This is a genomic window from Rhodovastum atsumiense (assembly GCF_937425535.1).
GTDB classification, from domain to species: domain Bacteria; phylum Pseudomonadota; class Alphaproteobacteria; order Acetobacterales; family Acetobacteraceae; genus Rhodovastum; species Rhodovastum atsumiense.
On record NZ_OW485601.1, the window covers coordinates 2,284,263 to 2,310,823 of the forward strand.

The window sequence follows — 26,561 nt, forward strand, 5'->3', positions numbered from 1 at the left end:
ACCACGGTCGGATCTGCGAAGCTTTCGCCAGGGACAGGGGTGTTTCCGCGGCGTTGCGCTTGACCCGACGACCCGCACTGACGATGTCTCTCGCCTTCTCCGACCGGGCGTCCCGGACGGGAAGGAGAAGGCGCCCGTGAACGACCTGCCGATCACCCCGAGCTTTGAGCAGCCCCGCGAGGCCGCGCCCGCGCGCCGCCTGCACGTGATCACCTGGGGCTGCCAGATGAACGTCTACGACAGCGCCCGCATGGCCGATGTCCTGGCCCCGCTCGGCTACGCCCCGGCCCCCGCGCCCGAGGGCGCCGACATGGTGATCCTCAACACCTGCCACATCCGCGACAAGGCGGCCGAGAAGGTGTTCTCCGAACTCGGCCGGCTGCGCCTGCTGAAGGAGGCGCGGGCCCAGGAAGGCGGACGGATGATCCTCGCCGTCGCCGGCTGCGTCGCCCAGGCCGAGGGCGAGGAGATCCTGGCGCGCGCGCCCTTCGTCGACATCGTGCTCGGGCCGCAGACCTATCACCGCCTGCCGGAGATGGTGGCCCGCGCCAGCCGCGCCGCCGGGACGGTGATCGACACGGAATTCCCGCCCGAGGACAAGTTCGACCACCTGCCGGAAGCCGCCGCGCCGCAGGGCCTGACCGCCTTCCTGACCATCCAGGAGGGCTGCGACAAATTCTGCAGCTTCTGCGTCGTCCCCTATACCCGCGGCGCCGAGCAGAGCCGCCCGGAAGCCGCCGTGCTGGCCGAGGCCCGCCGGCTGGTGGCGCAAGGGGCGCGCGAGATCACCCTGCTCGGCCAGAACGTCAATGCCTGGCACGGCGCCGGCGCCGACGGGATGGCCTCCTCGCTCGGCCGGCTGGTCCGCCGCCTCGCCGACATCCCCGACCTGCTGCGCATCCGCTACACCACCTCCCATCCCCGCGACGTGGATGACGACCTGATCGCCGCCCATCGCGACGTGCCGCAGTTGATGCCCTTCCTGCACCTGCCGGTGCAGTCCGGGGCGGACCGGGTGCTGGCGGCGATGAACCGCCGCCATACCGCCGACGAGTACCGCCGCATCGTCGAGCGGCTGCGCGCAGCCCGCCCCGACCTTGCCCTGTCCTCGGATTTCATCGTCGGCCATCCCGGGGAAACCGAGGCCGAGTTCGAGGCCACCCTGGCCCTGGTGCGCGACATCGGTTTCGCGCAGGCCTACAGCTTCAAATACTCGCCCCGTCCCGGCACCCCGGCCGCCGCCGCCACCACCCAGGTGCCGGAAGCCGAGAAGGACCGCCGCCTGCAGGCGCTGCAGGCGTTGCTGCGCGAGCAGCAGACCCGCTTCAACCAGGGCTGCGTCGGCTTGACCGTGCCGGTGCTGTTCACCGGCCCCGGCCGCCATCCCGGCCAGATCGCCGGCCGCTCGCCCTGGCTGCAGCCGGTGCATCTTTCCGGCCCGGAAAGCCTGATCGGACGCGAAGCCCCCGTGAAGATCGAGGTCGCCCACACCAACTCTCTTTCAGCAAGCCTGCCAGAACAGGAGCGAGCCTGCGCTTGAGCCAGACCGTCGCGTCTCCGACGCCTGACACCGCCTCCGTCGTCCCGGCCGGAAAGGCCGTGACCCTCACCTTCGCCGACAATGCGCTGCTGCCATTGCTGCTCGGCGACCATGACCGCCACCTGGTGCGGCTGGAGCAGGGGCTGGGCGTCCGGCTGTCCTGCCGGGGCAACCGGGTGGCGATCGCGGGCGAGGCGGCGCGCGTGGAGGCGGCACAGCTCGCGCTGACGGCGCTGTACCGCCGGCTGGAACGCGGCGAACCGATCGGCACCAGCGAGGTCGATGCCGCCATCCGCATGAGCGAGATCGACGACCCGCGCCTGCCACTCTCCGACCTGCCGGCCATCCGCACCCGCCGCGGCGCGGTCGGGCCGCGCAGCCCTGGCCAGGCCGGCTACATGGACGCGCTCGCCCGCAACGAGATGGTGTTCGGCATCGGCCCGGCCGGCACCGGCAAGACCTATCTCGCGGTCGCCCAGGCGGTAGCTATGCTGCAGGCCGGCAAGGTGGACCGCATCATCCTCTCCCGCCCCGCCGTCGAGGCCGGCGAGCGCCTGGGCTTCCTGCCCGGCGACCTGAAGGAAAAGGTCGATCCCTACCTGCGCCCGCTGTACGACGCGCTACACGACATGATGCCCGGCGAGCAGGTGCTGCGCCGCATGGGCACCGGCGAGATCGAGGTCGCGCCGTTGGCCTTCATGCGGGGGCGCACGCTGGCACACGCCTTCGTGATCCTGGACGAGGCGCAGAACACCACGCCGGTCCAGATGAAGATGTTCCTCACCCGCATGGGCGAGGGCACGCGGATGGTGATCACCGGCGATCTCAGCCAGGTGGACCTGCCTTCAGGCACCCGCTCCGGGCTGCGTGACGCGCTGGACACGCTCGAGGGTGTTGCCGGCATTGCCGTTTGCAGGTTCGACAAGCGCGACGTGGTACGGCATCCTTTGGTAGCCCGCATCGTGGACGCCTACGATCAACGCGAGGCGGCCGAAAAAGACACTCGCGACGCCCGCCGCAGTCGTGCGGCGGCCGTGGGAGTCTCTGGGACGTAGATGGATCCTTCTCATAGTCGGGGCCCCGCAGCCGCGGGGTTCCAGATCATCGTGGACGAGCCGGCCTGGCGCCGCATCGTCCCTCAGGCAGAACGGGTGGCCGCCCGCGCCGCCCAGGTGGCTTGCGTGCACGGCACCGTGCTGCTTGCCTCCGATGCCGCGGTGAAGCAGCTCAACGCGCGCCATCGCGGCCGCAACAAGCCGACCAACGTGCTGACCTTCGAACCGGCCGCGCCGGGGCTGCCCGGCGACATCGTGCTCGCCCTGGGCACGGTGCGGCGGGAAGCGGCACAGTCCGGCAAGCGGCCGGCGCATCACCTCGCGCATCTGATCGTGCACGGCAGCCTGCACCTGCAGGGCCACGATCACGAGGAGGCCGGGGAAGCGCGGCGCATGGAAATGGCCGAGGCACGCATCCTCCGGCGACTGGGGGTGCCCAATCCGTGGAAACGCTGATGCGTCCGACCTGCTCCGCTCCTCCCTTGCAGGGGAGGGGAGGGGCTGGCCTGACGCCCCGTTCGGCGGCGCGGCCGCGCCGTCGCAGCGGCAAGGGCGAAGAAACGGCAGCGCACGCCGTGGGCGCCGGACGATGAGTTCGCTCTCCCGTGCCGGTCTGCTCAACCGCATCCTCGGCCATTTCGGCCGGCGGCAGAACGAGCATTCGGTCCGTGCCTCGATCGCCGAACTGGTGCAGGAAGCGGCGCAAGCGCCACAGGTGCCCGGCCAGATCCCCGAGCTCGACCGGCAGGAACGCGCGCTGATCGCCAATGTGCTGCGCCTGCGCGGCACCACGGCCGACGACGTGATGGTGCCGCGCGCCGACATCGTGGCCATGCGCATCGACGTCACCCTCGACGAGGCGATCGACCAGATCCGTCGCGAGGGCCATTCCCGCCTGCCGGTCTATCGCGAGCAGCTCGACGACGTTGCCGGCATGGTCCACATCAAGGACGTCTTCTCCTACGTGGGCCGACCGGAAGGGTTCAAACTGGAATCCATCCTGCGCCGCCCGTTGCTGGTGGCGCCGCAGGTTCCGGTGCTCGACCTGCTGCTGCAGATGCGGCAGGCGCGCATGCATCTGGCGCTGGTAGTGGACGAGTACGGCGGTATCGATGGCCTGGTGACCATCGAGGACCTGGTCGAGACCATTGTCGGCGACATCTCCGACGAGCACGACGAGGTGCTCGGGCCGATGGTGACCGAGCGCGGCGACGGCTCGCTCGACCTCGACGCCCGGCTGCCGGTAGAGGATTTCGAAGCCCGCGTCGGCCCGGTGCTGACCGAGGACGAGCGCGAAGCCGATATCGACACTGTCGGCGGTCTGGTCTTCACCCTGGCCGGGCGGGTTCCCGCCCGTGGCGAGGTGATCGGCCACAGTGGCGGTTTCGAGTTCCGCATCCTGGAGGCGGATGCCCGCCGCATCCGCCGCATCCGTGTCCGCCGTCCCCCGCCGGCGCAACAGGAAGCCGCGGAATAAAGCCGCGCAGCGAGAATGGGATCCAAGGGCCTTGTGGCCCTTGGTGGGTCGAGGGCAAAGCCCTCGCCTTCCTGACCCTTTCTTAGGCGATGCCCGCGACGGTATCGTTGCCCGGTGCCTGTGCCTGGGCGCGGCGGCTCTGCCACAGGGCGACGAAGTCGATCGGCTGCAGCAGCACCGGCGGGAAGCCGCCGTCGCGGGTCACGTCGGAGAGGATGTTGCGCGCGAAGGGGAACAGGATGCGCGGGCACTCGACCAGCAGCACCGGCTCGACCGTGTTCTCCGGCAGGCCGGACAGGGTAAACACCCCGGCATAGGCGAGTTCAGCGAGGAACACGCGGTTGCCTGCGCTGCCATTGGCCTGGGCTTCGGTGGCCTCGGCGCGGATCGCCAGCGTCACCTCGAAGGTGTCCTGGCCTTCGGCGATGCGGCGGGCCTGGACATCGAGGTTGATGTCGACGCGTGGGGCGTTGCGGAGCTGGGTGTAGATCTGTGGCGCGCCCGGCACCTCGAAGGAAAGGTCCTTGACGTACTGGATGTTGACCACCAGCGGAGGCACCTGGGGCTGGGCTGTCGGGTTGGTCTCGGACATGGGGGCTTCTCCGTGTACTGGCGGGCCGTACTGGACAGGACCGACCGCGGGCGCGGTAGCACAGCGCGTCGCGGAGCGAAAGCGCGGGCTGTCCACCGAACGCAACGGCACCAGGCCGTCAGTGCCGCAGGGTGACGTCCTCCGGGCAGGGACCGGTCGGATCGCAGCGCCGCCATTCCCCGTTCTCGAGGCGCTCGCCGGTCATGGCCAGGATGAATCCCCAGTGGGTGACCACCAGCGTATCCGACCAGTCCGGCAGTGCCGCCATCTCGGCCCGGAACAGGGCGGCCCGGTCCAGCAGGGCGTGCAACGGCTCTTCCTGCGCCGGCCACCACACTTCCTCGAGATGGGAAAAATCGTGGTCCGGCCAGGTCCGTGAAAGCCCGGTGCGGGGGGTGCCGACGTCGCAGGTGAAGGCGAAACGTTCCCGCACCACCGGATGCACAAGCACCGGCAGATCCAGCCGCTCGGCCAGCAGTGCCGCGGTCTGCAAAGTGCGGGTGTAGGGTGAGGCCAGGATGCGGCGGATCCGCTCGCCGGCCAGGGCTTCGGCCGCCTGCCCGATCTGCTGCCGGCCGAGCGGGGTCAAGGGCGGGTCGACGATACCGGGATCACGGCGATCGACCGCGAAACGGACGTTGAATTCGCTCTGGCCATGACGGAGCAGAATCATGGACATCGGATAGCGGGACACGTCCCCGGTCGCAACCATTCCCTCGGGCCATTTCCAGCCCTGTTCTTTGAGTGGTGCGTTGTCTCGCGGCGATGTCGGGCCTATGTCTGGGTCAATGCGCCCACTTCCATCTGGGCGCGATGGAGGGCGCTATGGGTTCCAGCGGCAGTTTCCCGATCGACCTGGTCCTGTTCGGGATGATCGCGGCATTCCTGGTGCTGCGCCTGCGCAGCATTCTGGGCCGGCGGACCGGATTCGAACGCCCGCCGATGCAGGAGCCTGGCCTCGCCCCCCGTACCGCGCCCGAGGGCCGGATCATCGACGGCATGGCCGAGCCAGCCGCTGCGGCCCCGCCTGCACGTCCCTTGCCCGATCCTGCCTCGCCCCCTGGCCAGGCGCTGGCCCGCATGCAGGGCGTCGACCGCAATTTCAATGCGGCCCAGTTCCTCGGCGGCGCCGAGGCGGCGTTCCGCATGATCGTCACTGCCTTCGCCACCGGCGACCGCGCCACGCTGCGCGCCCTGCTCTCGGATGACACCTATCGCGCCTTCGAGGCCGCGATCACCGCGCGCGAAGCCGCCAACGAGCGCCAGCAGACGGAGCTGCGCGCCATCCACTCCGCCACCATCGAGGCGGCTGACCTGCGCGGCACCATCGCCGACATCACCGTCCGCTTTGTCACCGACCAGGTGAACGTCACCTTCGGCGCCAATGGCCTGCCGGTGGCCGGCGCGGATGCGGTCACCGAGATCACCGATCTCTGGACCTTCGAGCGCGACCTGACCTCGACCGATCCGACCTGGCGGCTGGTGGCCGCGCGCAGCGCCTGATGCGTCAAGGGTTGCGGCGGGCCCTGGCCCGCCTGGCGGTTCCGCTCGCCGTGCTGGGGCTGGCCGCCTGTGTCGCCCCGCCGCCGCCGTCCCCGGAGGGCGGCGCCATGACGCTGGCCCCGGTCGGCTTCGACCGCCTGCCCGGCTGGCAGGCCGACCGCACCGCCGAGGCGGTGCCGGCCTTCCTGGCCGGCTGCAGCGCCATGCGCCCCGGGGGGGATCTTGGCGGCACCGGCGAGGCGGCGGCACGGGGCGGCGACCCGCTGCAGTGGCGGGCGTCCTGCGAGGCGGCCCGGGCGCTGCCGCCGGGTGACGAGGCGGCGGCACGGCGCTTCTTCGAGGGCTATTTCCAACCCTGGGCGATTGCCGGCAACGGCAACCCGAACGGGCTGTTCACCGGCTATTTCGAACCGGAAGTGGCGGGCGCCCGCAGCCCGGGCGGCCAGTACCGGGTGCCGCTGCTGGGCCGGCCCACCGATCTGATCCAGGTCGATCTCGGCGAGTTCGCACCGGACCTGAAGGGCCGCCGCCTGGTCGGGCGGATGGATGGCGGACGCCTGCTGCCCTATTGGGACCGCGCCGCCATCGAGGGCGGGGCCCTGTCTCGCCAGCGCCTTGGCCTGCTGTGGCTGACCGACCCGGTCGATGCCTTCGTGCTGCAGATCCAGGGCTCCGGCCGGGTGCGCCTGCCGCAGGGACGGGTGGTGCGGGTGAGCTACGCCGCGCAGAACGGCCGCCCCTATGTGCCGATCGGGCGCGTGCTCGCCGAGCGGGGCGAGATGAAGCTGGACCAGGTGTCCATGCCGGCCATCCGCGCCTGGCTCGATGCCCACCCGGCCGAGGCACAGGAGGTGATGAACCAGAATCCCTCCTACGTCTTCTTCCGCGAGCTGCTCGGCGTGCGCGAGGACGAGGGCCCGCCCGGCGCGCTCGGGGCAGGGCTGACGCCTGGCCGCTCGATCGCGATCGACCGCGCCTATCTGCCGCTCGGCGCGCCGGTGTGGCTGGACACGACCGATCCGCTGACCGGGGCGAAACTGCAGCGCCTGACCATGGCGCAGGACCTCGGCGGCGCCATCAAGGGGCCGGTGCGCGCGGACGTGTTCTGGGGCTGGGGCCCCGACGCGGAGGCGCGGGCGGGACGGATGCGCCAGCCCGGCACCCAGTACGTGCTGCTGCCGAAGGCGGTGCAGGCCGCTTCCAGGTAGTTACGATGGACGGGTCTTCGGGGATCGGTACCGGTCCCACCCTGCTTTGCGGCGATTGCCTCACCATGCTGGCCGGCCTGCCGGAAGCGTCGGTGGACGTGGTGGTCACCTCGCCGCCGTATAACCTGAAGCTGCGCTACGCCAGCTACGAGGACAGCCGGGAGGAAGCGGAGTACCTCGACTGGATGGTGCAGGTGGCGGCGGCGCTGAAGCGGGTGATGAAGCCGGATGCGTCGTTCTTCCTCAATATTTCCGGCTCCCCGAACCATCCCTGGCTGCCGTTCGAGCTGATCGTGCGGCTGCGCAGCCTGTTCGTGCTGCAGAACCACATCACCTGGATCAAGTCGATCACCACCGGGCAGGCGAGCGTCGGCCACTTCAAGCCGGTGCGCGGCAACCGCTTCCTGCACCACGCCCACGAGCACATCTTCCACCTGACCCGCGACGGACGGGTGGAGCTGGACCGGATGGCGATCGGCGTCCCCTACGCCGACAAGTCCAACATCGCCCGCCGCGGCCACCCGCGCGACCTGCGCTGCCGCGGCAATACCTGGTTCATCCCCTACGAGACGGTGCAGAGCCGCGCCGAAAAGTTCCACCACCCCGGCACCTTTCCGGTCGAGCTGCCCCGCTGGTGCATCCGCCTGCATGGCCGCGCGGCACCGGTGGTGCTGGACCCCTTCGTCGGCACCGGCACGACGGTGGTGGCGGCGCTGCAGGAAGGGGCGCACGGGATCGGCATCGACATCGACCCCGCCTACATCGCCATTGCCTCGAGCCGGCTGGCGAAGCAGGGCACGCCCGTCTCGCCTTCCGCGGGCGCCACGATAGAATAGACGCATGTCGCAAACGTCATCCCCCGCCGCGCCGCCGGCGCGGCCGCGCGTGGCCCTGTTCGTCACCTGTCTGGTCGACCTGCATCGCCCGACCATCGGCTTCGCGGCCATCAAGCTGCTCCAGGCGGCCGGCTGCGAGGTGGAAGTGCCGCGCGGGCAGACCTGCTGCGGCCAGCCGGCCTATAATTCCGGCGACCGCGCCACCGCCCGCGACCTCGCCCGCGCCTTCATCGAGACCTTCGCCGGCTACGACTACATCGCCGTGCCGTCCGGTTCCTGCGCCGGGATGCTGCGCCACCACGTGCCCGGGCTGTTCGACGACGACCCGGAGCTGCGCACCCGCGCCCAGGCCGTCAGCGAGCGCACCTATGAACTGGTCAGCTTCCTGACCGACGTGATGGGCATGGACAAGGTCGAGGCCCGGTACGAGGGCACCGTCACCTATCACGATGCCTGCTCGGGCCTGCGCGAGCTCGGCGTCAAAGACCAGCCGCGGCGGCTGCTCGGCACGGTCGGCGGGCTGACCCTGACCGAGATGGCGGAGCCGGAAACCTGCTGCGGCTTCGGCGGCACGTTCTGCGTGAAGTATCCCGACATCTCCACGCGCATGGTGTCCGACAAGACGCGCGACGTGACCAGGACCGGCGCCGACACGTTGCTTGCCGGTGATCTCGGCTGCCTGCTGAACGTGGCCGGGCGGCTGGAACGCGAAGGCAGCAAGGTCAAGGTGCGCCATGTCGCCGAAGTCCTGGCGGACATGACCGCACTGGTGCCGCCAATCGGCGAACCAAACGAAAAGTAAAATAGTTGCTTATCATTTGTTAGATGTGCGCCGTCATTCATTATGACGGCGCAGGGCGGTTGCGTTCATAGCACCAGATGATATACAATCTTAAGATGAATATCGGATTCATGAAATAATAACCTCTGCGGGGACCTCCAACCATGGACGGCTTGATTTGGCAATTTGCACCGCCGGAGCCGACGCGCTGGTTCGAGGATTTCAGCGTCGGTGAAAGTTTCGCGCTGCCACCCCGCACGCTCGGTCCGTTGCACTTCCGTGCCTATGCCGAAGCCAGCGGCGAGATGCACGAACTGCATACCGATCCTGCGTACTGCCAGCTCCTGGGCCTGCCCGGCAGGCTGGCGCACGGCTTCCTGGTCGCGGCGCAGACCACGGCGGGGGCCTGCGAGTTCGTCCGCATGGTGGAGGCCGCGCTGGTGGGGATGGTCGAGCAATCCAGCCGTTTCCTGCGCCCCGCGCACGAAGGCGACACCTTGTATCCACGCCTGACGGTCACGTTGCTGGCGCCGAACACCTCCACCGGCGTGGTGGGGCTGCACAGCATCATCCACAACCAGCGGCGCGAACTGGTGATGGAGGGGATGCAGAAATGGGTGCTGCGCCGCCGTCCGGTCTAAACCCCGGACACGGCTCTGGCGTCACTGACGACGGCCGCTAGATTGGTCGTTCTCGCCCGGAGACGTCGATGCTCGCCACCAGCCCTGCCTTCAAGGAAAATGCCGCCCGCGCCCTGGCCGATCCGGGGCTGCAGAAGGCGCTCGCCAATACCCGGCCGGCCTTTCCCGCCCGCCGCGCCGCCGCCGTCGCCGCACTGCCGGAATTCGAGCAGTTGCGGGAGGTCGGCCGCGACATCAAGAACCACACCCTGGCGAATCTCGATTTCTACCTCGAAACCTTCGCCGCCAATGTCGAGCGCGCCGGCGGCAAGGTGCACTGGTGCAGCACCGCCGACGAGGCCCGCGCGGCGGTGCTGGAGATCTGCCGCAAGGCCGGCGCGAAGACCGTGACCAAGGGCAAGTCGATGATCTCCGAGGAACTCGGGATCAACGACCACCTGGAGCAGAACGGCATCACCCCGGTCGAGACGGATCTCGGCGAATACATCATCCAGCTCCGCCGCGAGCCGCCGAGCCACATCATCGCCCCCGCCTTCCACCTCAACCGCGAGGACTGGGAGGAAAGCTTCCGCGCCTCCCACACCGACCTGCCCGCCGACCGCGTCTTCTCTGATCGCCGCGACATCCTGGCGGAGGCGCGCGGCAAGCTGCGCCAGCGCTTCCTCGCCGCCGACGTGGGCATCACCGGCGCCAATTTCCTGATCGCCGAAACCGGCAGCAGCGTCATCGTCACCAACGAGGGCAACGGCGACCTGACCCAGACGCTGCCGCGGGTGCACATCGCGCTCGCCAGCATCGAGAAGGTGGTGCCGACGCTGGAGGATGCCTGCACGCTGCTGCGGCTGCTGGCGCGCTCGGCGACCGGGCAGGACATGTCGGTCTACACGACCTTTTCCACCGGCAGCCGCCGGCCGGACGACCTGGACGGCCCCGGGGAATACCATGTCGTGCTGCTCGACAACGGCCGTTCCGCCATGCTGGGCACCGAGTTCCAGGACATGCTGCGCTGCATCCGCTGTGCCGCCTGCCTGAACCATTGCCCGGTCTATTTCACCGTGGGCGGCCATGCCTATGGCTGGGTCTATCCCGGGCCGATGGGCAGCGTGCTCACCCCCGGCCTGATCGGGGTGGACAAGGCCGGCCACCTGCCCAACGCCAGCACCTTCTGCGGCCGCTGCGAGAGCGTCTGCCCGGTGAAGATTCCATTACCCAAGCTGATGCGGCACTGGCGCGAGCGGGAATTCGAACGACATCTCACGCCGCCGACGACGCGCGCCGGGCTTCGCCTGTGGGGGTGGTTCGCCCGCCGGCCGGGTGCTTACCGGCTGGCGACGCAGATCCTGGCACGGGGCCTGGGGTGGCTCGGGCAACGGCGCGGACGCTTCACCTCCCTGCCGCTGGCCGGCGGCTGGACCGCCGGACGCGACCTGCCGGCGCCGGAGGGCGAGACCTTCTTCGCGCGCTATGCCCGCGAGCAGCGGGCGGGGAGGGCCTGACCATGTCGAAGGAAGCCATGCTGGGCGCCATTCGCCGCAGCCTGCACCGCGGCCCCTTGCCCGAGGAACGCCAGCAGGAGCTGCGCGCCCGGCTCGCGGGGCATCCGCGCCATCTGATCCCCGCACGCAGCCGCCTGCCCCGCGCCGGGCAGATCGCGCTGTTCATGCGCCACGTGGAAAAGGAGTTCGGCACCATCGTCCGCGTGCCCGACGCCGCCGCGGTGCCGGAGGCGATCGCCACCTATCTCGCCGCCCAGAACCTGCCCAGCACGCTGGTGATGGCACCGCATCCGGAGCTGCGGGCAATTCCCTGGGAACAGCGTCCCCTGCTGAGCATCCGCGAAGGGCGGGCCGAGGCCTCCGACCTCGTCAGCGTGCAGCACGGCTATGCCGCGGTGGCCGAGACGGGCACGCTGGTGCTGCCGGGCGTGCCCGAGCGGCCGACCACGCTGAACATCCTGTGCGACACCGAGATCGTCGTGCTGCGTGCCAGCCGCGTGGTCGGTGCGCTGGAAGAAGCCTGGGACCGGCTGCGGGCGGAACGGCAGGATGCCACCACGGGGGGATTCATGCCGCGCAACGTCATGCTGGTGAGCGGCCCCTCTCGTTCCGCCGACATCGAATCCACCCTGGAGCTGGGCGCGCACGGGCCACGGCGGCTGCATATCGTGCTGGTCGACGACGACCCGGACGCCCTGGCCTGACATGCCGGACCAGGATCCCGGCCCGCCCGCGCCCCGGATCATGGTGTCCCGCCACGCCCAGATCGTGCTGACGGAACGGCGGCTGCCGCTGGAAACCGTGCTCGCCGTCGTCGCCGATCCGGACAGCGTTATGGCCGGACCGGTCCTGACCTGGAGCCGCAAGCGCCTGCCCGGACCCTCGGATCGCGTCATCTGCGTTGTCCACCGCCGGGAGCGTGACGATATAGTCATCGTTACTGCCCTGTATGAGCGAGGAGCGACGCCTTGAGGACGCATTATGACCCGGTCGAGGACGCGTTCTACGTCCGCTTCGCCGATGCGCCTGTCGCGGAATCGCAGGCAGTGGCGCCCGGCATCACCCTGGACTTCGATGCGTCCCGCCGGCTGGTGGCGCTGGAAGTGTTGAATGCCCGCTCCACCCTGGCTCCCGGCGCCGTGCCGGGAGCCGTCGAATGATCGTCGTGTGTCCGCCTTCCGCCGTTCGGGGCTGACTGAGCAGGATCTCAGCGACTGGGCCAGCTATGCGCGCCAGATCACGCCGCTGCCGGGCCGCGTGCTTCCCCCGCCCCCCGCTGTCCTGCCGATCGTGGCCGATCCCTTGCCGCAGCCGGTGCGGTCCCTGCCGCTGCGCCCGCCGCCCCGGCCCAGCCCTTTCGTGAGCATCGGCGACCAGCCGGGTGGGCTGGACAACGCGTCCTGGAACCGCTTCCGCGCCGGCAAGCTGCCGCCGGCGCGCACGCTGGACCTGCATGGCCGCACCGCCCAGCGTGCCTTCCAGGCGCTGCAGGCGTTCCTGCACACGGCCCAGGCGGATGGCGTGCGCTGTGTGGAGATCATCACCGGCCGCGGTTCCGGCGAGGCGGGTGGCGTGCTGCGGCGGGAACTGCCGCTCTGGCTCAACCTGCCCGGGCTGCGAGGGCTGGTGCTGGCGGCCGCCCATCCGCATGCCGCCAATCCGGGGGCCGTGCGTGTGCTGCTGCGGAGGCCAAGGTGAAGGAAATGAACGGGATCCAAGGGCCTTGTGGCCCTTGGTGGGTCCAGGGCAAAGCCCTGGTGGGGTCTGGGGCAAAGCCCCGGCGACAACCACCACCGGGGCTTCGCCCCAGACCCCACCAGGAGGCTTTGCCTCCTGGACCTCCACCAAGGGCCACAAGGCCCTTGGATCCCATTCGTCTGCCATGACCCCGTTCGGTGCCAGGGTGCGGGCGCTCCGCGCCGAGCACTCCATGGCGCTGAAGGATCTGGCCGCGCGGCTGCAGGTCTCCGCCGCTTATCTCTCCGCCCTGGAGCACGGCCGCCGCGGCGCCCCCAGCGCCGGACTGGTGCACCAGGTCTGCGAGGTCTTCGGCCTGATCTGGGACGAGGCGGAAAACCTCGCCGAGCTGGCCCGCCTGTCGCACCCGCGCGTGGTGGTCGACACGGCGGGGCTCACCCCCGAGCAGACGGCGCTGGCCAACCGTCTCGCGCAGTCGATCCGGCGCCTGTCGCCGGAAACGGTGGCGGCCCTGCATGCGCTGCTGGATACCGGGGCCCGCCCGCCGAAGGCACGGCTGCGGCGGGCGGCCGGAAGCGGTTAGAGGGACAGCAGCCCGAGCATCACCGCGCCGATGACGATGCGGTAATAGGCAAACGGCGCGAAGCCGTGCCGCTGCACATAGGCGACCAGCGCCCGCACCACCACGATCGCCGACAGGAAGGCAACGACGAAGCCGACCGCGATCAGGCCGAGACTGTCCGTCGTCAGCCCTTCGCGGGCCTTGTAGAGATCGAGCACGCTCGCCGCGAGCATGGTCGGGATGGCCAGGAAGAACGAGTATTCCGCCGCGGTCGGGCGGTTCACGCCGAACATCAGGGCGCCCATGATGGTGGCCCCGGAGCGCGACACGCCCGGGATCATCGCCAGGGCCTGGCAGAACCCGATGCCGAGGGCGGTACCGAGCGGCATGTCCTCGACCTCGGCATAGCGCGGCCGCGGCTTGATGCGCTCGATCAGCAGGATGGCGAAGCCTCCGACGATGAGGCTGACGGAGACCACCCAGGGCGAGAACAGCACGGTCTTGATGACCTTGTGGAACATCAGGCCGAGCACCGCCGCAGGCAGGAAGCCGAGCAGGATCGTCAGGGCGAAGCGCCGCGCGGCGGGATCGGTCGGCAACCCGATCACGGCATTCCACAACCGGCGCGCATACAGCACGCAGACGGCCAGGATGGCGCCGAGCTGGATGACGACCTCGAAGACGTCGCTTTGTGGGACATCAAAGCCGATCAGGTCGCCGAACAGGATCAGGTGTCCGGTGGAGGAAACCGGCAGGAACTCGGTCAGCCCCTCGACGAGGCCGAGCAGAGCGGCTTGCAACCAATACGAAGTGTCCATGAAGGACGCGTATGCAAGCCGCCTGCCTCTGCCGCAAGTGACAGGCTCGCCAACGGCAGTCAGCCCGCGAAGGGCGTCGCCGGCGGCTCCTGGCCGGGCTGCACGTCGTCATCCGGCACCGGCGCGTCCCCGACCAGGCGCAGCGGCAGCGTGCCGGCCCAGACCGGCCAGTCCCGATCCTCGGGATCGTCGCCCGGCGGCCCGCTCCGCAGCTTGGCGGATGCCTCGGTCAGGGGCAGCGACAGGATCGCCGTGGCCTTGACCTCCTGCTCGGTCGGCGGGCGCAGCGTCTCCCATCGGCCGGGGAACAGGCGCTCGACGAAGCCCCGCATCGCCGCCAGCTTCTCCGTGGGATCGTCCACCAGGGACGGGACGCCGAAGCACATCACCGAACGGTAATTCGCCGAATGATTGAATGACGTGCGGGCAAGCACCCAGGCATCCAGCAGCGAGACGGTCAGGCAGACCTCGCCGCCGGCGGCATTGGCCCGGATCATGCGGCTGGCGCTGCTGCCATGCCAGAACACGGTGTCGCCGTGGCGCCAGTGGAAGGTGGGGATGACCACCGGGCGGCCCTGGATGACATGGCCGACATGGCAGAACGGGGCGGCATCCAGGATGGCGTGGATGGTCGCCTGGTCATAGGCGCCGCGCTGCGGCTTGCGCCGCAGCCGGGCGAAATCGCTGGGAGGGGTCGGTTGCATGGGCGCGAGCGTGGCGCCGGATTGGTCCAGAGGCAAAGACCGATCAAAGCGAGAATAATCAGTCCAATACCACACCTTGCTGGCGCAGGAATCCCAGCAGCGGCAACAGCGGCAGGCCCAGGATGGCGGCGTGCTCGCCCTCGACCCGGCTGAACAACTGCACGCCCGGTCCCTCCAGCCGGTAGGCGCCGACGGTCGTGGTGACGTGGGCGCCTTCGAACCGCAGATACTCCTCGATGAAGGCGTCGGAGAAACCGCGCATGGTCAGGCGCGGGCAGGCGATATCGTGCCAGAGCCGTTGGGAGCCGCGCAGGCACGCGACCGCCGTGACCAGGGTGTGGGTGTGCCCACGCAGGGCCCGCAACTGCGTGGCCGCCTCGGCAAGGTCGGCGGGCTTGTCGAACCACCGGTCCTCGCAGACCAGCATCTGGTCGCAGCCGATCACCAGCGCCTCGGGATCACCGGAGGCGATATGCCGGGCCTTGGCCTCGGCGAGACGCAGCGCCGTGTCCTCCGCGCGCAGCCCCTCGGCGCGGGCCTCCTGCTTGAGGAGGGCCTCGTCGACCTGCGCCGTGCGCGCCTCGACGCGCAATCCGGCCGCCGCCAGCAGGGTGCGGCGCGTCACCGAGGCGCTGGCCAGCACCAGCCGCGGCGTGTCGGCCTGCAGGCTCATGGCCCGGGGGTCGGCCGCGCGGAGGGGCTGTCGATGCCGCCCTTGCGGCGCCGCTCGTGCCAGGCCTCCATCAGTTGCAACACCGTCGCCGCGGTTTCCTCGATCGAGCGCCGGGTCACGTCGATCACCGGCCAGCCGCGCCGCACGCACAGCCGGCGTGCCCAGACCAGCTCGCTCTTCACGGCGTCGAGATCGACGTATTCGCTGCTGTCCTGGCGCTGCATGGCCATCGTGCCGATCAGCCGCAGCCGGTGGCGGCGGATTTCGATCAGCGCCTCGGCGTCCAGGGTCAGCCCGACCACGGGGCAGGGCGGCTGGTCCAGGCCCGGCGGATCGGGCAGGCCGGGCACGAGCGGGATATTGGCCGCCTTGATGCCGCGATTGGCCAGATAGAACGAGGTCGGCGTCTTGGAACTGCGGGAGACCCCGATGAGGCAGACATCGGCCTCGGCGATGCCGGCCTGGGCCTGGCCGTCGTCATGCGCCAGCACGTAGTGCATGGCGTCGATCCGTTTGAAGTAGTCGGCGTCCAGCACGTATTGCCGGCCGGGCCGGGCCAGCGATTTCTCGCCGAACTGGTCCTGGAACATGGTCATCACCGGATCCAGGACATTGACCACCGGCAGGCCGAGGCGCTGGCAGAAGGTCTCCAGCTCGGCGCGCAGCCCCTTTTCCACCAGGGTGGAGAGCACCGGGCCGGGCTCGGCCTCGATGCCTTCGAGCACCCGGTGCAACTGGAAGCGGGTCCGGATCAGGCTCCAGCGGTGATAGACGATGCTGGCGTGTTCGAACTGTGAGACCGTGGCGCGCGCAATGGAATTCAGCGTTTCGCCGGTGGCGTCAGAGACCAGGTGGAGGTTCATCCGGTTCGGCATGGGGGTGAGAATAACGGGGATAACGGGGATAGGTAGCCCTGATCCGCAGGCGGTGACCGGGAAAGCGGGGATAAGTCCGCCGGGTTTGAATCTGGGGATGGAATCCGGGGGTATCTTCCGGAATTCGGGACATCTTCGGAATCGTTTGGATTCCCAACGGCTTGGACGGAGACTCGGCTGTGGACAGGTCTGGGGATGAAGGAATGAAAAGCCTGTACCCCGTTATCCACAGGCCCATCTACCTCTTCACCCATTTCTTTTCTTATTTCTCTCTTTATGAAGGGCGCGTCGAAAGCAGGCGGAACGGACCATGACGAAGAAACTTCTGCGGGCGTTGGCGGGTGAAGCGGTGTGGCCCCCGCCGGTGTGGCTGATGCGGCAGGCTGGCCGTTATCTCCCCGAATACCGACAGGTCCGGGCCGAAGCCGGCAGCTTCATCGACCTCTGCACCCGTCCTGACCTGGCCACCGAGGTGACGCTGCAGCCGCTGCGGCGCTATGGCTTCGACGCCGCCATCCTGTTCAGCGACATCCTGATGCTGCCCTGGGCCCTGGGGCAGGGACTGCGCTTCGCCGAAGGCGAGGGGCCGCAGCTGCCGCCGATCCGCGACGCAGCCGGGCTGGCCGCCCTCGACCCGGCCCGTCTGCCCGAGGCGATCACCCCGATCATCGAGACGGTGCGTCGACTCGCCGCCCAGATGGGCGACACCACCCTGATCGGCTTCGCGGGCAGCCCGTTCACCGTCAGCTGCTACATGGTCGAGGGCCGCGGCTCCAAGGAATACGAGCATGTGCGGATGATGGCCTGGCGCGAGCCGGAGCTGTATGGGCGCATCATCGACCTCGTGACCGAGCAGACCATCGTCTACCTTTCCGCCCAGATCGACGCGGGCGCCGAGGCGGTAATGCTGTTCGATTCGTGGTCCGGCGTATTGGCGCCCTCGCTGTTCCGGGCCTATGTGATCGAGCCGACGCGGCGCATCACCGCGGCGATCCGGGCCCGGTATCCGCACGTGCCGGTGATCGGCTTCCCGCGCCTCGCCGGGACCATGCTGGGCGAATACGCCGCAGTGACCGGGGTGCAGGGCGTGGGCATGGACACTTCGGCCGACCCGAAGCGCGCCGCGGCCCTGGTGCCGGAGAAGGTGGCGCTGCAGGGCAATGTGGATCCGCTGGCGCTGGTCGCGGGCGGTGCTGCTCTGGAGCGGGAAGCGGATGAACTGCTGGCAGCCATGCGCGGGCGGCCGTTCATCTTCAACCTCGGCCACGGCATCGTGCCGCAGACGTCGCCCGATCATGTGGCGGCACTGGTCGCCCGCGTTCGCGCGGCTTGACCAAGGGAGCCCGGCCGCCACTTTCGTTCGATGACCAAGCCGCGCGTCGCCATTGTCCTGTTCAACCTCGGGGGCCCGGACCGGCCGGAGAGCATCCGGCCCTTCCTGGTCAACCTGTTCACGGATCCGGCGATCCTGCGGGTGAACCCGTTCCTGCGTCCGTTCCTGGCCAGGATCATCGCCCGCGCCCGCGTCAGGCCGGCCACCGAGAACTACGCCAGGCTCGGCGGCCGCTCCCCTCTGCTGGAACTGACCGAGCAACAGGCGCGGGCGCTGGAGGACGCGCTGCCCGACATGGACGTCCGCTGCTTCATCGCCATGCGCTACTGGCATCCGATGAGCGAGGAGACGGCGCGGGCGGTGGCGGCCTGGGATCCCGACGAGATCATGCTGCTGCCACTCTATCCCCAGTATTCCACCACCACGACCGGCAGCAGCCTGACCGCCTGGCGCGAGGCGGCGGCGCAGGTGGGGCTGTTCAAGCCGACGGTCTCGTTGTGCTGCTACTACGCCGACGACGACTTCATCCGCGCCGAGGCCGCTCTCGTCCGCCGCGCCTGGGACGCGGCCCGGGCGGAACTCGGGCCGGACGTGCCGTTGCGCATCCTGTTCTCGGCGCATGGCCTGCCCAAGATCATCATCCAGGAAGGCGATCCCTACCAGTTCCAGGTGGAACTCAGCGTCAGCGGCGTGGTGCAGCGCCTGGGCATCCGCGGCCTGGACTACGTGGTCTGCTATCAGTCGCGCGCGACCCCGCAGGAATGGCTTGCCCCCTCCACCGAGGACGAACTGGAACGTGCCGGGCGCGACAAGGTGGCGGTGCTGGTCGTGCCGATCGCCTTCGTCTCGGAGCATTCCGAAACCCTGGTGGAGCTCGACGTCGAGTACAAGGAACTGGCCGAGCAGGTCGGGGTGCCGCACTATTTCCGCGCACCGACGCAGAATGCCGATCCGGGCTTCATCAAGGCCCTGGCCGCGCTGGTGCGGCGGTCCCTGGGCTTCGGCAACGGCACCTGCAGCTTCGTCGGCGGCCGGACCTGTGCGGGGCATCATCGCGACTGCCCCTTCGCCCAGTCCGATCCGCGCGAGCGGCTGGGGGTGACGTGACCCCGCCCGAACTGCTGCGCGGCCGCCGCAGTGCGCTGCGGCTGGTGATCTTCGACTGCGACGGCGTGATCGTGGACAGCGAGAAGGTGGCGAACCGGCTGGTCGCCGCCGACCTCACCGCCCTGGGCTGGGCGATGACGCCGACCGAGGCCGAGCGGTTGTTCCTCGGCATGACCCTTCCGGACATGATGCCGCTGATCGAGGTCCGGCTGGGTCGGTCCATCCCTCCGGACTGGCCGGGCCGGTTGCAGGATCGGCTGGTGGCGGCGCTGTCCCGGGAGGCCCGGCCGATCGCCGGCGCCGTCGAGGCGCTGCACGCCACCACCGCGCTCGGCCTGGGCTGGCGGATCGCTTCCAATTCCTCGCATGAGGAGATGGCGGCCAAGTTCGCCTGCCTGGGCATCACCGCCCTGGTGGCCGGGCGGCTGCACAGCCATCGCGACGTCGGGCGTGGCAAGCCGGCCCCCGACCTGTTCCTGGCCGCCGCCGCCGCCGAGGGCTGCGCGCCGGCCGAATGCCTGGTGATCGAGGACAGCCTGCCCGGTGCCAGGGCTGCTGCCGCCGCCGGCATGGATTGCCTGGGTTATGCGCCCCACTCCGACGGGGCGGCGCTGCGGGCCCTTGGGGCCATTCCGTTCACGTCCATGTTCGACCTGCCCGGCCTGCTGGCCGTGGCACCGCGGAGGACCGCATGACGATCGACGTGCTTGCCAATTACTATCTCTGGACCAAGTCCCTGCACGTGATCAGCCTGATCGCGTGGATGGCGGGCCTGTTCTACCTGCCACGACTGTATGTCTACCACACCATGGTCCCGGTCGGCACCGCCGAGAGCGAGCGGATGAAGGTCATGGAGCGGCGCCTGCTGAAGGCGATCACCACCCCCGCCATGATCGCCACCTGGCTGTTCGGCATCCTGCTGGTGCTGACCCCGGGCGTGATCGACTGGACCTCCGGCTGGTGGCACACCAAGCTGCTCTGCGTGCTGCTGATGACCGGCTTCCATGGCGGGCTGGCACGCTGGCGGCGCGGCTTCCTCGATGACCGCAACCGCCTGTCCGAGCGCTTCTTCCGGATCATGAACGAGATCCCGACGCTGCTGATGATCGTCATCGTCATCATGGTGATCGTCCGGCCGTTCTGACCGGGACCAGGGAAGCGACCACAGGCATGGCTCACGAGGTTCCCCTGGCCGATGGCTGGGTAATCAGCGACGACCGGGCCCGGCTCGACCTGACAGTGGTGCACCGCTTCCTGGCGGGCACCTACTGGGCGCGGGAACGGCCGCCGGCGGCGACCGAACGGGCCATCGCCGGCAGTCTCTGTCTCGGACTCTATGCCCCGGACGGGGCCCAGGCGGGCTTCGCCCGGATCGTCACCGACTACGGCGTACGGGCACATCTGGCCGATGTGTTCGTGCTGCCGGCCTGGCGCGGCCATGGCTTCGGGCAGGCGCTGGTGCGGGCGGCACTGGATCACCCGGACCTCGCCGGGATCGGGCTGTGGTCGCTCGCGACCGACGACGCCCACGCGCTCTATGCAAAATTCGGCTTCGTCGTGCATCCCGCGCCGCAGACCCAGATGGTCCTGCACCGCCCTCCCAAGGGCTGAATCAGGCTGATCCTGACCGTTTTTTGTCCTGCGCGGGTTGACGCCGGGGTGGACCCCGCCTAGCTTCGGGTGACACGACCCTGCACGGGGCGCATCCTGCGGCGCTGTCGGGTTCGTGTTGATTCGTCGCTCCCTCCTTCTTCTCCGGACAGGACGGTGCCGCCCGACGATGTCGGGATCCGCGCCGCCGGACCGCCAGCCGGGTCGATCCTATGCCCAGGCATGCGGCCGCTGTCTCATCCCCCGAATGATCGCACACCGAGGCGTCCCCCGATGCACCTCGCCGAACTCAAGGCCAAATCCCCGGCGGACCTGCTGAGCTTCGCCGAATCCCTCCAGATCGAGAACGCCTCGTCCCTGCGCAAGCAGGACATGATGTTCGCGATCCTCAAGAACCTCGCCGAGAACGAGCAGGCGATCCACGGGGAAGGCACCCTGGAGATCCTGCCCGACGGCTTCGGGTTCCTGCGCAGCGCCGATTCCAACTACCTGCCCGGCCCGGACGACATCTACATCAGCCCCGCCCAGGTCCGCCGCTTCGGCCTGCGCACCGGCGATACGGTCGAAGGCCAGATCCGCGCGCCCAAGGACGGCGAACGCTACTTCGCGCTGCTCAAGGTCAATACGATCAACTTCGAGCCGCCGGAGGCGGTGCGCCACCGCATCAACTTCGACAACCTCACCCCACTCTATCCTGACCGCCGGCTCAAGATGGAGATGGAGAACTTCCAGTCGGTCGCGAAAGGGCCGCAGAAGGACCTCACGCCGCGGGTGATCGACCTGATCTCGCCGATCGGCATGGGCCAGCGCGCCCTGATCGTGGCGCCGCCGCGCACCGGCAAGACGGTGATGCTGCAGAACATCGCCACCGCCATCAGCAACAACCATCCGGAAGTGTTCCTGATGGTGCTGCTGATCGACGAGCGGCCCGAGGAAGTCACCGACATGGCCCGCACGGTGAAGGGCGAGGTGGTCGCCTCCACCTTCGACGAGCCGGCGACCCGTCACGTCCAGGTGACCGAGATGGTGCTGGAAAAGGCCAAGCGCCTGGTCGAGCACAAGCGCGACGTGGTGATCCTGCTCGATTCCATCACCCGCCTCGCCCGCGCCTACAACACCGTGGTGCCCTCGTCGGGCAAGGTGCTGACCGGCGGCGTCGACGCCAACGCCCTGCAACGGCCCAAGCGCTTCTTCGGCGCGGCCCGTAACATCGAGGAAGGCGGCAGCCTCACCATCATCGCCACCGCGCTGATCGATACCGGCAGCCGCATGGACGAGGTGATCTTCGAAGAGTTCAAGGGCACCGGTAACTCGGAAATCATCCTTGATCGCAAGCTGTCGGACAAGCGCACCTTCCCGGCGATCGACATCACCAAAAGCGGCACCCGCAAGGAAGAATTGCTGGTGGATCGTGCCACATTGTCGAAGATGTGGGTGCTGCGGCGCATCCTCAATCCCATGGGAACCATGGATGCGATGGACTTCCTGCTGGACAAGCTGAAATACAGCAAGACCAATCAGGACTTCTTCGACGCGATGAATACCTGATCCGGGGCGCTGCCCCGGCCCCGCCAGGAGGCTTTGCCTCCTGGACCTCCACCAAGGGCCGTCAGGCCCTTGGAACTCTGGGGGTCAGCGGGCGGCGCGGCGTTCGGCGGCCTTGCCGCCATGATGGCCAGGCGGCTGGTCGAGCAATTCAGCGACGATCTCGGTGCGCAGGCCCATGGCGGCGGCGATCTCGTCGGGATCATAGCCCCGACTTTTCAGCTCCTTTGCCTTGCGGGCCTGCCGTTCGGCCTGGGGCAGCAGAATTGGTCTGATATCCATGTCGTCCCCTCCGTTGCCGTTGCAACGTTAGCGCAGGGCGAGGGGGCTGGCATAGGCCTTGGCCGGGAACACGGCTTCAGGCAGGGTGGGCGGACGCACCCCGGGTCCTCGCGGCGCATCGGCCGGCGAAACGCGCGGACGGGATCCCGGGTGCAGGGCCGGGACCTATGTGATGGTTTCGCGTTTCAGATCCGCGACCAGCGCATGCGTCTTGCGCCAAACCTTCCCGGGGGCCATCTGCGACGGACCATGAACATCCCATCCTCTCCCGGCTATGCGCCCGGCTTCGCGCATGACCCGATCGGCTGGCACGGCACCACCATCCTGAGCGTTCGCCGCGGCGGGCAGGTCGCCATGGCCGGCGACGGCCAGGTCACGCTCGGGCAGACCGTGGTGAAGGGCAACGCCCGCAAGGTGCGGCGCATCGGCCCGGGCGGCACCATTCTCGCCGGCTTCGCCGGCGCGACTGCCGATGCCTTCACCCTGCTCGAGCGGCTGGAAGCCAAGCTCGAACGCTTCCCCGGCCAGTTGGAACGCGCCTGCGTCGAACTGGCGAAGGACTGGCGCACCGACCGCTACCTGCGCCGGCTGGAAGCGATGATGGCGGTCGCCGACCGCGAGCGGTCCTTCACCCTGACCGGCAATGGCGACGTGCTGGAGCCCGAGGACGGGCTGATCGCCATCGGCTCGGGCGGCAATTTCGCACTCGCCGCGGCGCGCGCGTTGATCGAGGTGCCGGATCTCTCCGCCGAGCAGATCGCCCGCCGCGCGATGAAGATCGCGGGCGACATCTGCGTCTACACCAACCATTCGGTCATCGTCGAAACGATCGGCTGATGGCGCGCGCGTGACCGGCGCCGCCTTCATCCCCTGCGCAGGCCCGGAAGGGTCTGCCCAGGCATCGGCCCGCGCGGCCGCGTTCCGATGCCCCACGGAGGACCCGTACCATGGACGTCCCGACCTATTCGCCCCGCGAGATCGTCTCGGAGCTTGACCGCTTCATCGTCGGCCAGGATGACGCCAAGCGCGCCGTCGCCATCGCGCTCCGCAACCGCTGGCGCCGCCAGCAACTGCCCGAGGCGCTGCGCGAGGAGGTGGTGCCCAAGAACATCCTGATGATCGGCCCGACCGGCTGCGGCAAGACCGAGATCGCCCGGCGGCTGGCGAAGCTCGCCCAGGCGCCGTTCCTGAAGGTGGAGGCCACCAAGTTCACCGAGGTCGGCTATGTCGGCCGCGACGTGGAAAGCATCGCCCGCGACTTGGTCGAGGTCAGCATCACCATGCTGCGCGACATCTCCCGTCGGGAGGTGCAGGCCAAGGCCGAACTGGCCGCCGAGGAACGCCTGATCACCGCGCTCTGCGGCGAGAGCGCCGCCGCCGACACACGCTCCAAGTTCCGGCGGATGCTGCGCAATGGCGAGCTGGAGCAACGCGAGATCGAGGTCGCCATCGCCGAGGCGCCGCCGAACGCGCTCGGCCAGCTCGACATCCCCGGCATGCCGCCGGCCCAGATGATCAACCTGGGCGAGATGATGAAGGGCATGTTCGGCCGCCATGCCCAGCCGCGCCGGATGACCGTCGAGGCCGCCCGCCGGGCGCTGGAGCGCGAAGAGGCGGACAAGCTGCTCGACAACGAGCGGCTGACCAAGGATGCGCTGGCGCATGCCGAGAACAACGGCATCGTCTTCCTCGACGAGATCGACAAGGTGTGCGCGCGCACCTCGGAGGGCGGGTTCCGCGGCGGCGACGTCTCCCGCGAGGGCGTGCAGCGCGACCTGCTGCCGCTGATCGAGGGCACGACCGTGTCCACCAAATACGGCCCGGTGAAGACCGACCACATCCTGTTCATCGCATCGGGCGCGTTCCATTTGGCCAAGCCGGCCGACCTGCTGCCCGAGCTGCAGGGCCGCCTGCCGATCCGGGTGGAGCTGGCGCCGCTGTCGCGCGCCGATCTGCGCCGCATCCTGACCGAGCCGGAGGCTTCGCTGCTCAAGCAGTACCAGGCCCTGATCGGCACCGAGGGGATGAAGCTGACCTTCAGCGACGACGCGGTGGACGCGCTGGCGGATCTCGCGGCCGACATCAACGACCGCGTGGAGAACATCGGCGCGCGGCGGCTGCACACGGTGATGGAGAAGCTGTTGGAGGAGATCTCTTTCAGCGCCTCGGACCGGGGCGGGCAGGAAGTGGTGGTGGACGCTGCCTATGTGCGCGAGCGGGTGACGCCGCTGGCGCAGAAGGGCGACCTGAGCCGCTTCATCCTGTAGCGCGGCGGATGTTGCACGACCGGGAACGGGCCGGGGATGGCCCGTTCCTGGCTGCGGCGGGCAATCCCGTTGACCGAAAGCCTAGCTCCAGGCGTGGGCCGCCTGCAGGGTCTGCGCCTCGGTCAGATGGGCCGCGATCACGGGGATCGATGTCCTGGCGAGCCTGACCAGGCCAGGGTCCTGGCCGCGCTGGACCTCGGTACGGAACACCGCCAGGGCTTCCTGGTGATCGGTGACCTCCTTGGGAAGAAAGGCCCTGCTGAAGGCCGCGCCGTGCAACCGGGACAGCCGGTCGATCCCGGCCTGTTGCTCCGGATCCAGGGTGGTCGGGACCGGGATGCCGGCGGCTCGCGCGGCGGTGGCAAGCAATTGGTTGAGCACCGTATGATCCGTTTGCATCCAGAACCCGTATTCCTGGACCGCGATATTGGGAGAGCGCTGGATCGCGAGCGTACCTTCCCTGATCTCCGCGATGCCTGACTTTGTCGCGGCCGCGACGAACCTGCTGTCCTGAGCATTTGCCATGGAGCGTTTCCTTCCTTGGGCGGCTGCAGTACAGCCGCGCCGGAAGTAACGCATTGTATCTGGAAAGGCAGGCGCACGAAAAATTTAGAAATGTACAAGTATATGCGACGGTATGATTGATGATGCAGCGGTGATGGCGTTGAAAAAGCTTTCCGCTATCCCGAGGCCAGCCGGCGCTTTTCCGGCTTCATCACCGGCGGCGGGGTCTTGTCCGGAAAGCGGCACCACGTGGCCGCCACGCAGCGCCAGCATTCCGGCGTGCGGGCCTTGCAGACATAGCGCCCGTGCAGGATCAGCCAGTGATGCGCATCGCGCAGCAGGTCGGACGGGATGCGGCTGACCAGCGCATCCTCCACCGCCCGTGGCGTCTTGCCGGGGGCGAGACCGGTGCGGTTCGACACCCGGAAGACATGCGTGTCCACCGCCATGGCCGCTTCGCCGAAGGCAACGTTCAGCACCACGTTGGCGGTCTTCCGCCCGACCCCGGGCAAAGCTTCCAGGGCCTCCCGCTCGTGCGGCACCTCGCCGCCATGGCGCTCGACCAGCAGGCGTGACAGCTCCACCACGTTGCGTGCCTTGCCCTGCCAAAGCCCGATCGTGCGGATGTGCTTCGCCACACCTTCCGCGCCCAGTGCCGCCATGGCCGCCGGCGTGGGCGCCTCGGCGAACAGCCCAGGGGTGGCCCGGTTCACCGAGGCATCGGTTGCCTGCGCCGACAGCACCACCGCGACCAGCAGGGTGAAGGGATTGACGTAGTCGAGCTCACTGCGGGGGGTTGGATTGGCACGCCGCAGCGCCTCGATGAAGCCGCGCACCTGCGCGGCAGTCATGGAATCCACCATGGCGACAGTTTCGGCGGCGGCAGGAAGGCTGGCAAGCGGGGGGCTGGCAAGCGGGCGAGCCTGTCCAGATATAGCGGGTTCATGCCCCCTGATGCTCCGCCGCCGCAGTTTCGGGCGGTCATCGTACCGCACCGCAGCCTCTCGCCCCGCGCGCTGAGGACCCTGATCGGCGTGATCGTCGCGGCATCCTGCCTGACCGCCGCGCTCGTGGTGGCGCTGGGGGCCTGGCCGGTGGTCGGCTTCACCGGCGCTGAGATCCTGCTCGTTGCCCTGCTGCTGCGCCATCACGCCGGCGGCGAACGCACGAGCGAGACATTATCCCTGAATGACAGCGGGCTGCAGGTGGTGCGCACTGACCGGCATGGGCGCCGGCGCGAGGTGGTGCTGCCGGCTCCCTGGCTGTCCGTCACCTTGCGGGATCGGCCGGGACGGGTGCCGGCGCTGATCCTGTCGGCGCCGGGCCTGCAGGAGGAAGTGGCCACCATGCTGGGGGAGGAGGCGAAGCGCGTGCTGGCGGCGGAGCTGCAGCAGGCGCTGCAGCTCCGCCGCCATCCCCGGTTCGATAATCCCCAGTTGCGTGGCTGATCCGC

The 26,561-nt window shown here is 69.1% G+C and carries 33 protein-coding genes; 24 read left to right on the forward strand and 9 right to left on the reverse strand.

Annotation, left to right across the window (positions count from 1 at the left end; all coding sequences use genetic code 11):
* Positions 1–136: 136 nt before the first annotated feature.
* The 4 genes from miaB (at position 137) to NBY65_RS10395 (ending at position 4,072) form a co-directional block, all read left to right on the forward strand.
* Positions 137–1,540: a tRNA (N6-isopentenyl adenosine(37)-C2)-methylthiotransferase MiaB gene (gene miaB, locus NBY65_RS10380; protein WP_275266332.1), complete on the forward strand. Its 1,404-nt coding sequence runs from the start codon at positions 137–139 to the stop codon at positions 1,538–1,540.
* Positions 1,537–2,595 carry a PhoH family protein gene (locus tag NBY65_RS10385; protein WP_150043551.1) on the forward strand — a complete coding sequence of 353 codons (1,059 nt, stop codon included), beginning with the start codon at positions 1,537–1,539 and terminating at the stop codon, positions 2,593–2,595. Before miaB ends, NBY65_RS10385 begins: the two co-directional genes overlap by 4 nt.
* Positions 2,596–3,051: an rRNA maturation RNase YbeY gene (gene ybeY / locus NBY65_RS10390; RefSeq protein WP_150043550.1), complete on the forward strand. Its 456-nt coding sequence runs from the start codon at positions 2,596–2,598 to the stop codon at positions 3,049–3,051. It abuts the gene before it with no gap.
* A 133-nt stretch (positions 3,052–3,184) separates the two neighbouring features.
* On the forward strand, positions 3,185–4,072 hold the full coding sequence (locus NBY65_RS10395; protein WP_150043548.1) for a hemolysin family protein: 888 nt from the start codon (positions 3,185–3,187) through the stop codon (positions 4,070–4,072).
* An 82-nt stretch (positions 4,073–4,154) separates the two neighbouring features.
* Here the strand turns inward: NBY65_RS10395 and secB are convergent, their stop codons facing one another.
* On the reverse strand, positions 4,155–4,664 hold the full coding sequence (gene secB, locus NBY65_RS10400; RefSeq protein ID WP_150043546.1) for a protein-export chaperone SecB: 510 nt from the start codon (positions 4,662–4,664) through the stop codon (positions 4,155–4,157).
* Between the two features lie 118 nt (positions 4,665–4,782).
* Positions 4,783–5,337: a histidine phosphatase family protein gene (locus tag NBY65_RS10405; RefSeq protein WP_150043544.1), complete on the reverse strand. Its 555-nt coding sequence runs from the start codon at positions 5,335–5,337 to the stop codon at positions 4,783–4,785.
* A 152-nt stretch (positions 5,338–5,489) separates the two neighbouring features.
* Between NBY65_RS10405 and NBY65_RS10410 the strand changes: the two genes are divergently transcribed.
* The 11 genes from NBY65_RS10410 (at position 5,490) to NBY65_RS10460 (ending at position 13,410) form a co-directional block, all read left to right on the forward strand.
* Positions 5,490–6,167 carry a Tim44/TimA family putative adaptor protein gene (locus NBY65_RS10410; RefSeq protein ID WP_150043542.1) on the forward strand — a complete coding sequence of 226 codons (678 nt, stop codon included), beginning with the start codon at positions 5,490–5,492 and terminating at the stop codon, positions 6,165–6,167.
* Positions 6,167–7,375, forward strand: a complete 1,209-nt coding sequence (gene mltA / locus NBY65_RS10415; RefSeq protein WP_150043540.1) for a murein transglycosylase A — start codon at positions 6,167–6,169, stop codon at positions 7,373–7,375. The genes NBY65_RS10410 and mltA overlap by 1 nt, the downstream gene beginning before the upstream one ends.
* Before the next feature lie 5 nt (positions 7,376–7,380).
* The gene (locus NBY65_RS10420; protein WP_150043538.1) at positions 7,381–8,211 is read left to right on the forward strand and encodes a DNA-methyltransferase; all 831 of its coding nucleotides are present in this window, start codon (positions 7,381–7,383) and stop codon (positions 8,209–8,211) included.
* A 4-nt stretch (positions 8,212–8,215) separates the two neighbouring features.
* Entirely contained in the window at positions 8,216–9,013 is a 798-nt protein-coding gene (locus NBY65_RS10425; protein WP_150043536.1) for a (Fe-S)-binding protein, read from the forward strand.
* A gap of 143 nt (positions 9,014–9,156) precedes the next feature.
* A complete protein-coding gene (locus NBY65_RS10430) occupies positions 9,157–9,633 on the forward strand; it encodes a MaoC family dehydratase (protein ID WP_150043534.1) in 477 nt (158 codons plus the stop codon).
* A 68-nt stretch (positions 9,634–9,701) separates the two neighbouring features.
* The gene (locus NBY65_RS10435; protein ID WP_150043532.1) at positions 9,702–11,129 is read left to right on the forward strand and encodes a lactate utilization protein B; all 1,428 of its coding nucleotides are present in this window, start codon (positions 9,702–9,704) and stop codon (positions 11,127–11,129) included.
* A 2-nt stretch (positions 11,130–11,131) separates the two neighbouring features.
* On the forward strand, positions 11,132–11,833 hold the full coding sequence (locus tag NBY65_RS10440) for a LutC/YkgG family protein (protein ID WP_150043530.1): 702 nt from the start codon (positions 11,132–11,134) through the stop codon (positions 11,831–11,833).
* Between the two features lies 1 nt (position 11,834).
* The gene (locus tag NBY65_RS10445; protein WP_150043529.1) at positions 11,835–12,101 is read left to right on the forward strand and encodes a DUF4258 domain-containing protein; all 267 of its coding nucleotides are present in this window, start codon (positions 11,835–11,837) and stop codon (positions 12,099–12,101) included.
* Entirely contained in the window at positions 12,098–12,289 is a 192-nt protein-coding gene (locus tag NBY65_RS10450) for a DUF2283 domain-containing protein (RefSeq protein ID WP_150043527.1), read from the forward strand. Before NBY65_RS10445 ends, NBY65_RS10450 begins: the two co-directional genes overlap by 4 nt.
* 7 nt (positions 12,290–12,296) lie before the next feature.
* Positions 12,297–12,827: a Smr/MutS family protein gene (locus tag NBY65_RS10455; protein WP_239002998.1), complete on the forward strand. Its 531-nt coding sequence runs from the start codon at positions 12,297–12,299 to the stop codon at positions 12,825–12,827.
* 184 nt (positions 12,828–13,011) lie between these two features.
* Positions 13,012–13,410: a helix-turn-helix domain-containing protein gene (locus NBY65_RS10460; RefSeq protein ID WP_150044973.1), complete on the forward strand. Its 399-nt coding sequence runs from the start codon at positions 13,012–13,014 to the stop codon at positions 13,408–13,410.
* Here NBY65_RS10460 and NBY65_RS10465 read toward each other — a convergent pair.
* The 4 genes from NBY65_RS10465 to NBY65_RS10480 are packed head-to-tail and all read right to left on the reverse strand — an operon-like array spanning position 13,407 to position 16,459.
* On the reverse strand, positions 13,407–14,207 hold the full coding sequence (locus NBY65_RS10465; protein WP_150044970.1) for an undecaprenyl-diphosphate phosphatase: 801 nt from the start codon (positions 14,205–14,207) through the stop codon (positions 13,407–13,409). The genes NBY65_RS10460 and NBY65_RS10465 overlap by 4 nt on opposite strands.
* 59 nt (positions 14,208–14,266) lie before the next feature.
* Entirely contained in the window at positions 14,267–14,911 is a 645-nt protein-coding gene (locus tag NBY65_RS10470) for a pyridoxamine 5'-phosphate oxidase family protein (RefSeq protein WP_150044967.1), read from the reverse strand.
* A gap of 58 nt (positions 14,912–14,969) precedes the next feature.
* Complete coding sequence (locus NBY65_RS10475) at positions 14,970–15,584, reverse strand: Maf family protein (protein WP_150044964.1); 615 nt, start codon at positions 15,582–15,584, stop codon at positions 14,970–14,972.
* Entirely contained in the window at positions 15,581–16,459 is an 879-nt protein-coding gene (locus tag NBY65_RS10480; RefSeq protein WP_150044961.1) for a pyruvate, water dikinase regulatory protein, read from the reverse strand. Before NBY65_RS10480 ends, NBY65_RS10475 begins: the two co-directional genes overlap by 4 nt.
* Before the next feature lie 310 nt (positions 16,460–16,769).
* On the opposite strand from NBY65_RS10480, the gene hemE reads away from it, so the two are divergent.
* The 6 genes from hemE (at position 16,770) to rho (ending at position 22,058) form a co-directional block, all read left to right on the forward strand.
* Positions 16,770–17,792: a uroporphyrinogen decarboxylase gene (gene hemE, locus NBY65_RS10485; RefSeq protein WP_150044958.1), complete on the forward strand. Its 1,023-nt coding sequence runs from the start codon at positions 16,770–16,772 to the stop codon at positions 17,790–17,792.
* A 30-nt stretch (positions 17,793–17,822) separates the two neighbouring features.
* Entirely contained in the window at positions 17,823–18,899 is a 1,077-nt protein-coding gene (gene hemH, locus NBY65_RS10490) for a ferrochelatase (RefSeq protein ID WP_150044954.1), read from the forward strand.
* The gene (locus tag NBY65_RS10495; RefSeq protein ID WP_239003140.1) at positions 18,896–19,594 is read left to right on the forward strand and encodes an HAD family hydrolase; all 699 of its coding nucleotides are present in this window, start codon (positions 18,896–18,898) and stop codon (positions 19,592–19,594) included. Before hemH ends, NBY65_RS10495 begins: the two co-directional genes overlap by 4 nt.
* A complete protein-coding gene (hemJ, locus tag NBY65_RS10500) occupies positions 19,591–20,043 on the forward strand; it encodes a protoporphyrinogen oxidase HemJ (protein WP_150044950.1) in 453 nt (150 codons plus the stop codon). The genes NBY65_RS10495 and hemJ overlap by 4 nt, the downstream gene beginning before the upstream one ends.
* Before the next feature lie 26 nt (positions 20,044–20,069).
* On the forward strand, positions 20,070–20,510 hold the full coding sequence (locus NBY65_RS10505; RefSeq protein ID WP_150044947.1) for a GNAT family N-acetyltransferase: 441 nt from the start codon (positions 20,070–20,072) through the stop codon (positions 20,508–20,510).
* Positions 20,511–20,783: 273 nt separating this feature from the next.
* Positions 20,784–22,058: a transcription termination factor Rho gene (rho, locus tag NBY65_RS10510; protein WP_150044944.1), complete on the forward strand. Its 1,275-nt coding sequence runs from the start codon at positions 20,784–20,786 to the stop codon at positions 22,056–22,058.
* An 84-nt stretch (positions 22,059–22,142) separates the two neighbouring features.
* Here rho and NBY65_RS10515 read toward each other — a convergent pair whose 3' ends face one another.
* Positions 22,143–22,337, reverse strand: a complete 195-nt coding sequence (locus tag NBY65_RS10515; RefSeq protein ID WP_150044941.1) for a hypothetical protein — start codon at positions 22,335–22,337, stop codon at positions 22,143–22,145.
* 249 nt (positions 22,338–22,586) lie between these two features.
* Here NBY65_RS10515 and hslV point away from each other — a divergent pair, with 249 nt between their 5' ends.
* Together hslV and hslU are read left to right on the forward strand one after the other, a co-directional pair.
* Positions 22,587–23,174: an ATP-dependent protease subunit HslV gene (gene hslV, locus NBY65_RS10520; RefSeq protein ID WP_150044938.1), complete on the forward strand. Its 588-nt coding sequence runs from the start codon at positions 22,587–22,589 to the stop codon at positions 23,172–23,174.
* A 110-nt stretch (positions 23,175–23,284) separates the two neighbouring features.
* Positions 23,285–24,604 (forward strand): ATP-dependent protease ATPase subunit HslU, encoded by a 1,320-nt coding sequence (hslU, locus tag NBY65_RS10525; protein WP_150044935.1) that lies wholly within the window; start codon positions 23,285–23,287, stop codon positions 24,602–24,604.
* Positions 24,605–24,685: 81 nt separating this feature from the next.
* On the opposite strand, the gene NBY65_RS10530 is transcribed toward hslU, so the two are convergent.
* Both NBY65_RS10530 and nth read right to left on the reverse strand, forming a co-directional pair.
* Positions 24,686–25,129 carry a DUF4142 domain-containing protein gene (locus tag NBY65_RS10530; protein ID WP_162530840.1) on the reverse strand — a complete coding sequence of 148 codons (444 nt, stop codon included), beginning with the start codon at positions 25,127–25,129 and terminating at the stop codon, positions 24,686–24,688.
* 155 nt (positions 25,130–25,284) lie between these two features.
* A complete protein-coding gene (gene nth / locus NBY65_RS10535; protein ID WP_150044929.1) occupies positions 25,285–25,959 on the reverse strand; it encodes an endonuclease III in 675 nt (224 codons plus the stop codon).
* Positions 25,960–26,052: 93 nt separating this feature from the next.
* On the opposite strand from nth, the gene NBY65_RS10540 reads away from it, so the two are divergent.
* Positions 26,053–26,556 carry a DUF2244 domain-containing protein gene (locus NBY65_RS10540; protein ID WP_150044926.1) on the forward strand — a complete coding sequence of 168 codons (504 nt, stop codon included), beginning with the start codon at positions 26,053–26,055 and terminating at the stop codon, positions 26,554–26,556.
* The last annotated feature ends 5 nt before the right edge of the window (positions 26,557–26,561 follow it).

Coding starts and splice junctions, on each gene's coding strand:
- NBY65_RS10460 (WP_150044973.1), top strand. CDS start 13,012: ATGACCCCGTTCGGTGCCAGGGTGCGGGCGCTCCGCGCCGAGCACTCC.
- rho (WP_150044944.1), top strand. CDS start 20,784: ATGCACCTCGCCGAACTCAAGGCCAAATCCCCGGCGGACCTGCTGAGC.
- NBY65_RS10530 (WP_162530840.1), bottom strand. CDS start 25,129: ATGGCAAATGCTCAGGACAGCAGGTTCGTCGCGGCCGCGACAAAGTCA.
- NBY65_RS10465 (WP_150044970.1), bottom strand. CDS start 14,207: ATGGACACTTCGTATTGGTTGCAAGCCGCTCTGCTCGGCCTCGTCGAG.
- NBY65_RS10505 (WP_150044947.1), top strand. CDS start 20,070: ATGGCTCACGAGGTTCCCCTGGCCGATGGCTGGGTAATCAGCGACGAC.
- NBY65_RS10540 (WP_150044926.1), top strand. CDS start 26,053: ATGCCCCCTGATGCTCCGCCGCCGCAGTTTCGGGCGGTCATCGTACCG.
- NBY65_RS10395 (WP_150043548.1), top strand. CDS start 3,185: ATGAGTTCGCTCTCCCGTGCCGGTCTGCTCAACCGCATCCTCGGCCAT.
- NBY65_RS10425 (WP_150043536.1), top strand. CDS start 8,216: ATGTCGCAAACGTCATCCCCCGCCGCGCCGCCGGCGCGGCCGCGCGTG.
- NBY65_RS10440 (WP_150043530.1), top strand. CDS start 11,132: ATGTCGAAGGAAGCCATGCTGGGCGCCATTCGCCGCAGCCTGCACCGC.
- ybeY (WP_150043550.1), top strand. CDS start 2,596: ATGGATCCTTCTCATAGTCGGGGCCCCGCAGCCGCGGGGTTCCAGATC.
- hemH (WP_150044954.1), top strand. CDS start 17,823: ATGACCAAGCCGCGCGTCGCCATTGTCCTGTTCAACCTCGGGGGCCCG.
- NBY65_RS10435 (WP_150043532.1), top strand. CDS start 9,702: ATGCTCGCCACCAGCCCTGCCTTCAAGGAAAATGCCGCCCGCGCCCTG.
- NBY65_RS10420 (WP_150043538.1), top strand. CDS start 7,381: ATGGACGGGTCTTCGGGGATCGGTACCGGTCCCACCCTGCTTTGCGGC.
- mltA (WP_150043540.1), top strand. CDS start 6,167: ATGCGTCAAGGGTTGCGGCGGGCCCTGGCCCGCCTGGCGGTTCCGCTC.
- hemE (WP_150044958.1), top strand. CDS start 16,770: ATGACGAAGAAACTTCTGCGGGCGTTGGCGGGTGAAGCGGTGTGGCCC.
- NBY65_RS10410 (WP_150043542.1), top strand. CDS start 5,490: ATGGGTTCCAGCGGCAGTTTCCCGATCGACCTGGTCCTGTTCGGGATG.
- hemJ (WP_150044950.1), top strand. CDS start 19,591: ATGACGATCGACGTGCTTGCCAATTACTATCTCTGGACCAAGTCCCTG.
- NBY65_RS10480 (WP_150044961.1), bottom strand. CDS start 16,459: ATGCCGAACCGGATGAACCTCCACCTGGTCTCTGACGCCACCGGCGAA.
- nth (WP_150044929.1), bottom strand. CDS start 25,959: ATGACTGCCGCGCAGGTGCGCGGCTTCATCGAGGCGCTGCGGCGTGCC.
- hslU (WP_150044935.1), top strand. CDS start 23,285: ATGGACGTCCCGACCTATTCGCCCCGCGAGATCGTCTCGGAGCTTGAC.
- hslV (WP_150044938.1), top strand. CDS start 22,587: ATGAACATCCCATCCTCTCCCGGCTATGCGCCCGGCTTCGCGCATGAC.
- NBY65_RS10475 (WP_150044964.1), bottom strand. CDS start 15,584: ATGAGCCTGCAGGCCGACACGCCGCGGCTGGTGCTGGCCAGCGCCTCG.
- secB (WP_150043546.1), bottom strand. CDS start 4,664: ATGTCCGAGACCAACCCGACAGCCCAGCCCCAGGTGCCTCCGCTGGTG.
- NBY65_RS10445 (WP_150043529.1), top strand. CDS start 11,835: ATGCCGGACCAGGATCCCGGCCCGCCCGCGCCCCGGATCATGGTGTCC.
- NBY65_RS10405 (WP_150043544.1), bottom strand. CDS start 5,337: ATGATTCTGCTCCGTCATGGCCAGAGCGAATTCAACGTCCGTTTCGCG.
- NBY65_RS10515 (WP_150044941.1), bottom strand. CDS start 22,337: ATGGATATCAGACCAATTCTGCTGCCCCAGGCCGAACGGCAGGCCCGC.
- NBY65_RS10430 (WP_150043534.1), top strand. CDS start 9,157: ATGGACGGCTTGATTTGGCAATTTGCACCGCCGGAGCCGACGCGCTGG.
- NBY65_RS10470 (WP_150044967.1), bottom strand. CDS start 14,911: ATGCAACCGACCCCTCCCAGCGATTTCGCCCGGCTGCGGCGCAAGCCG.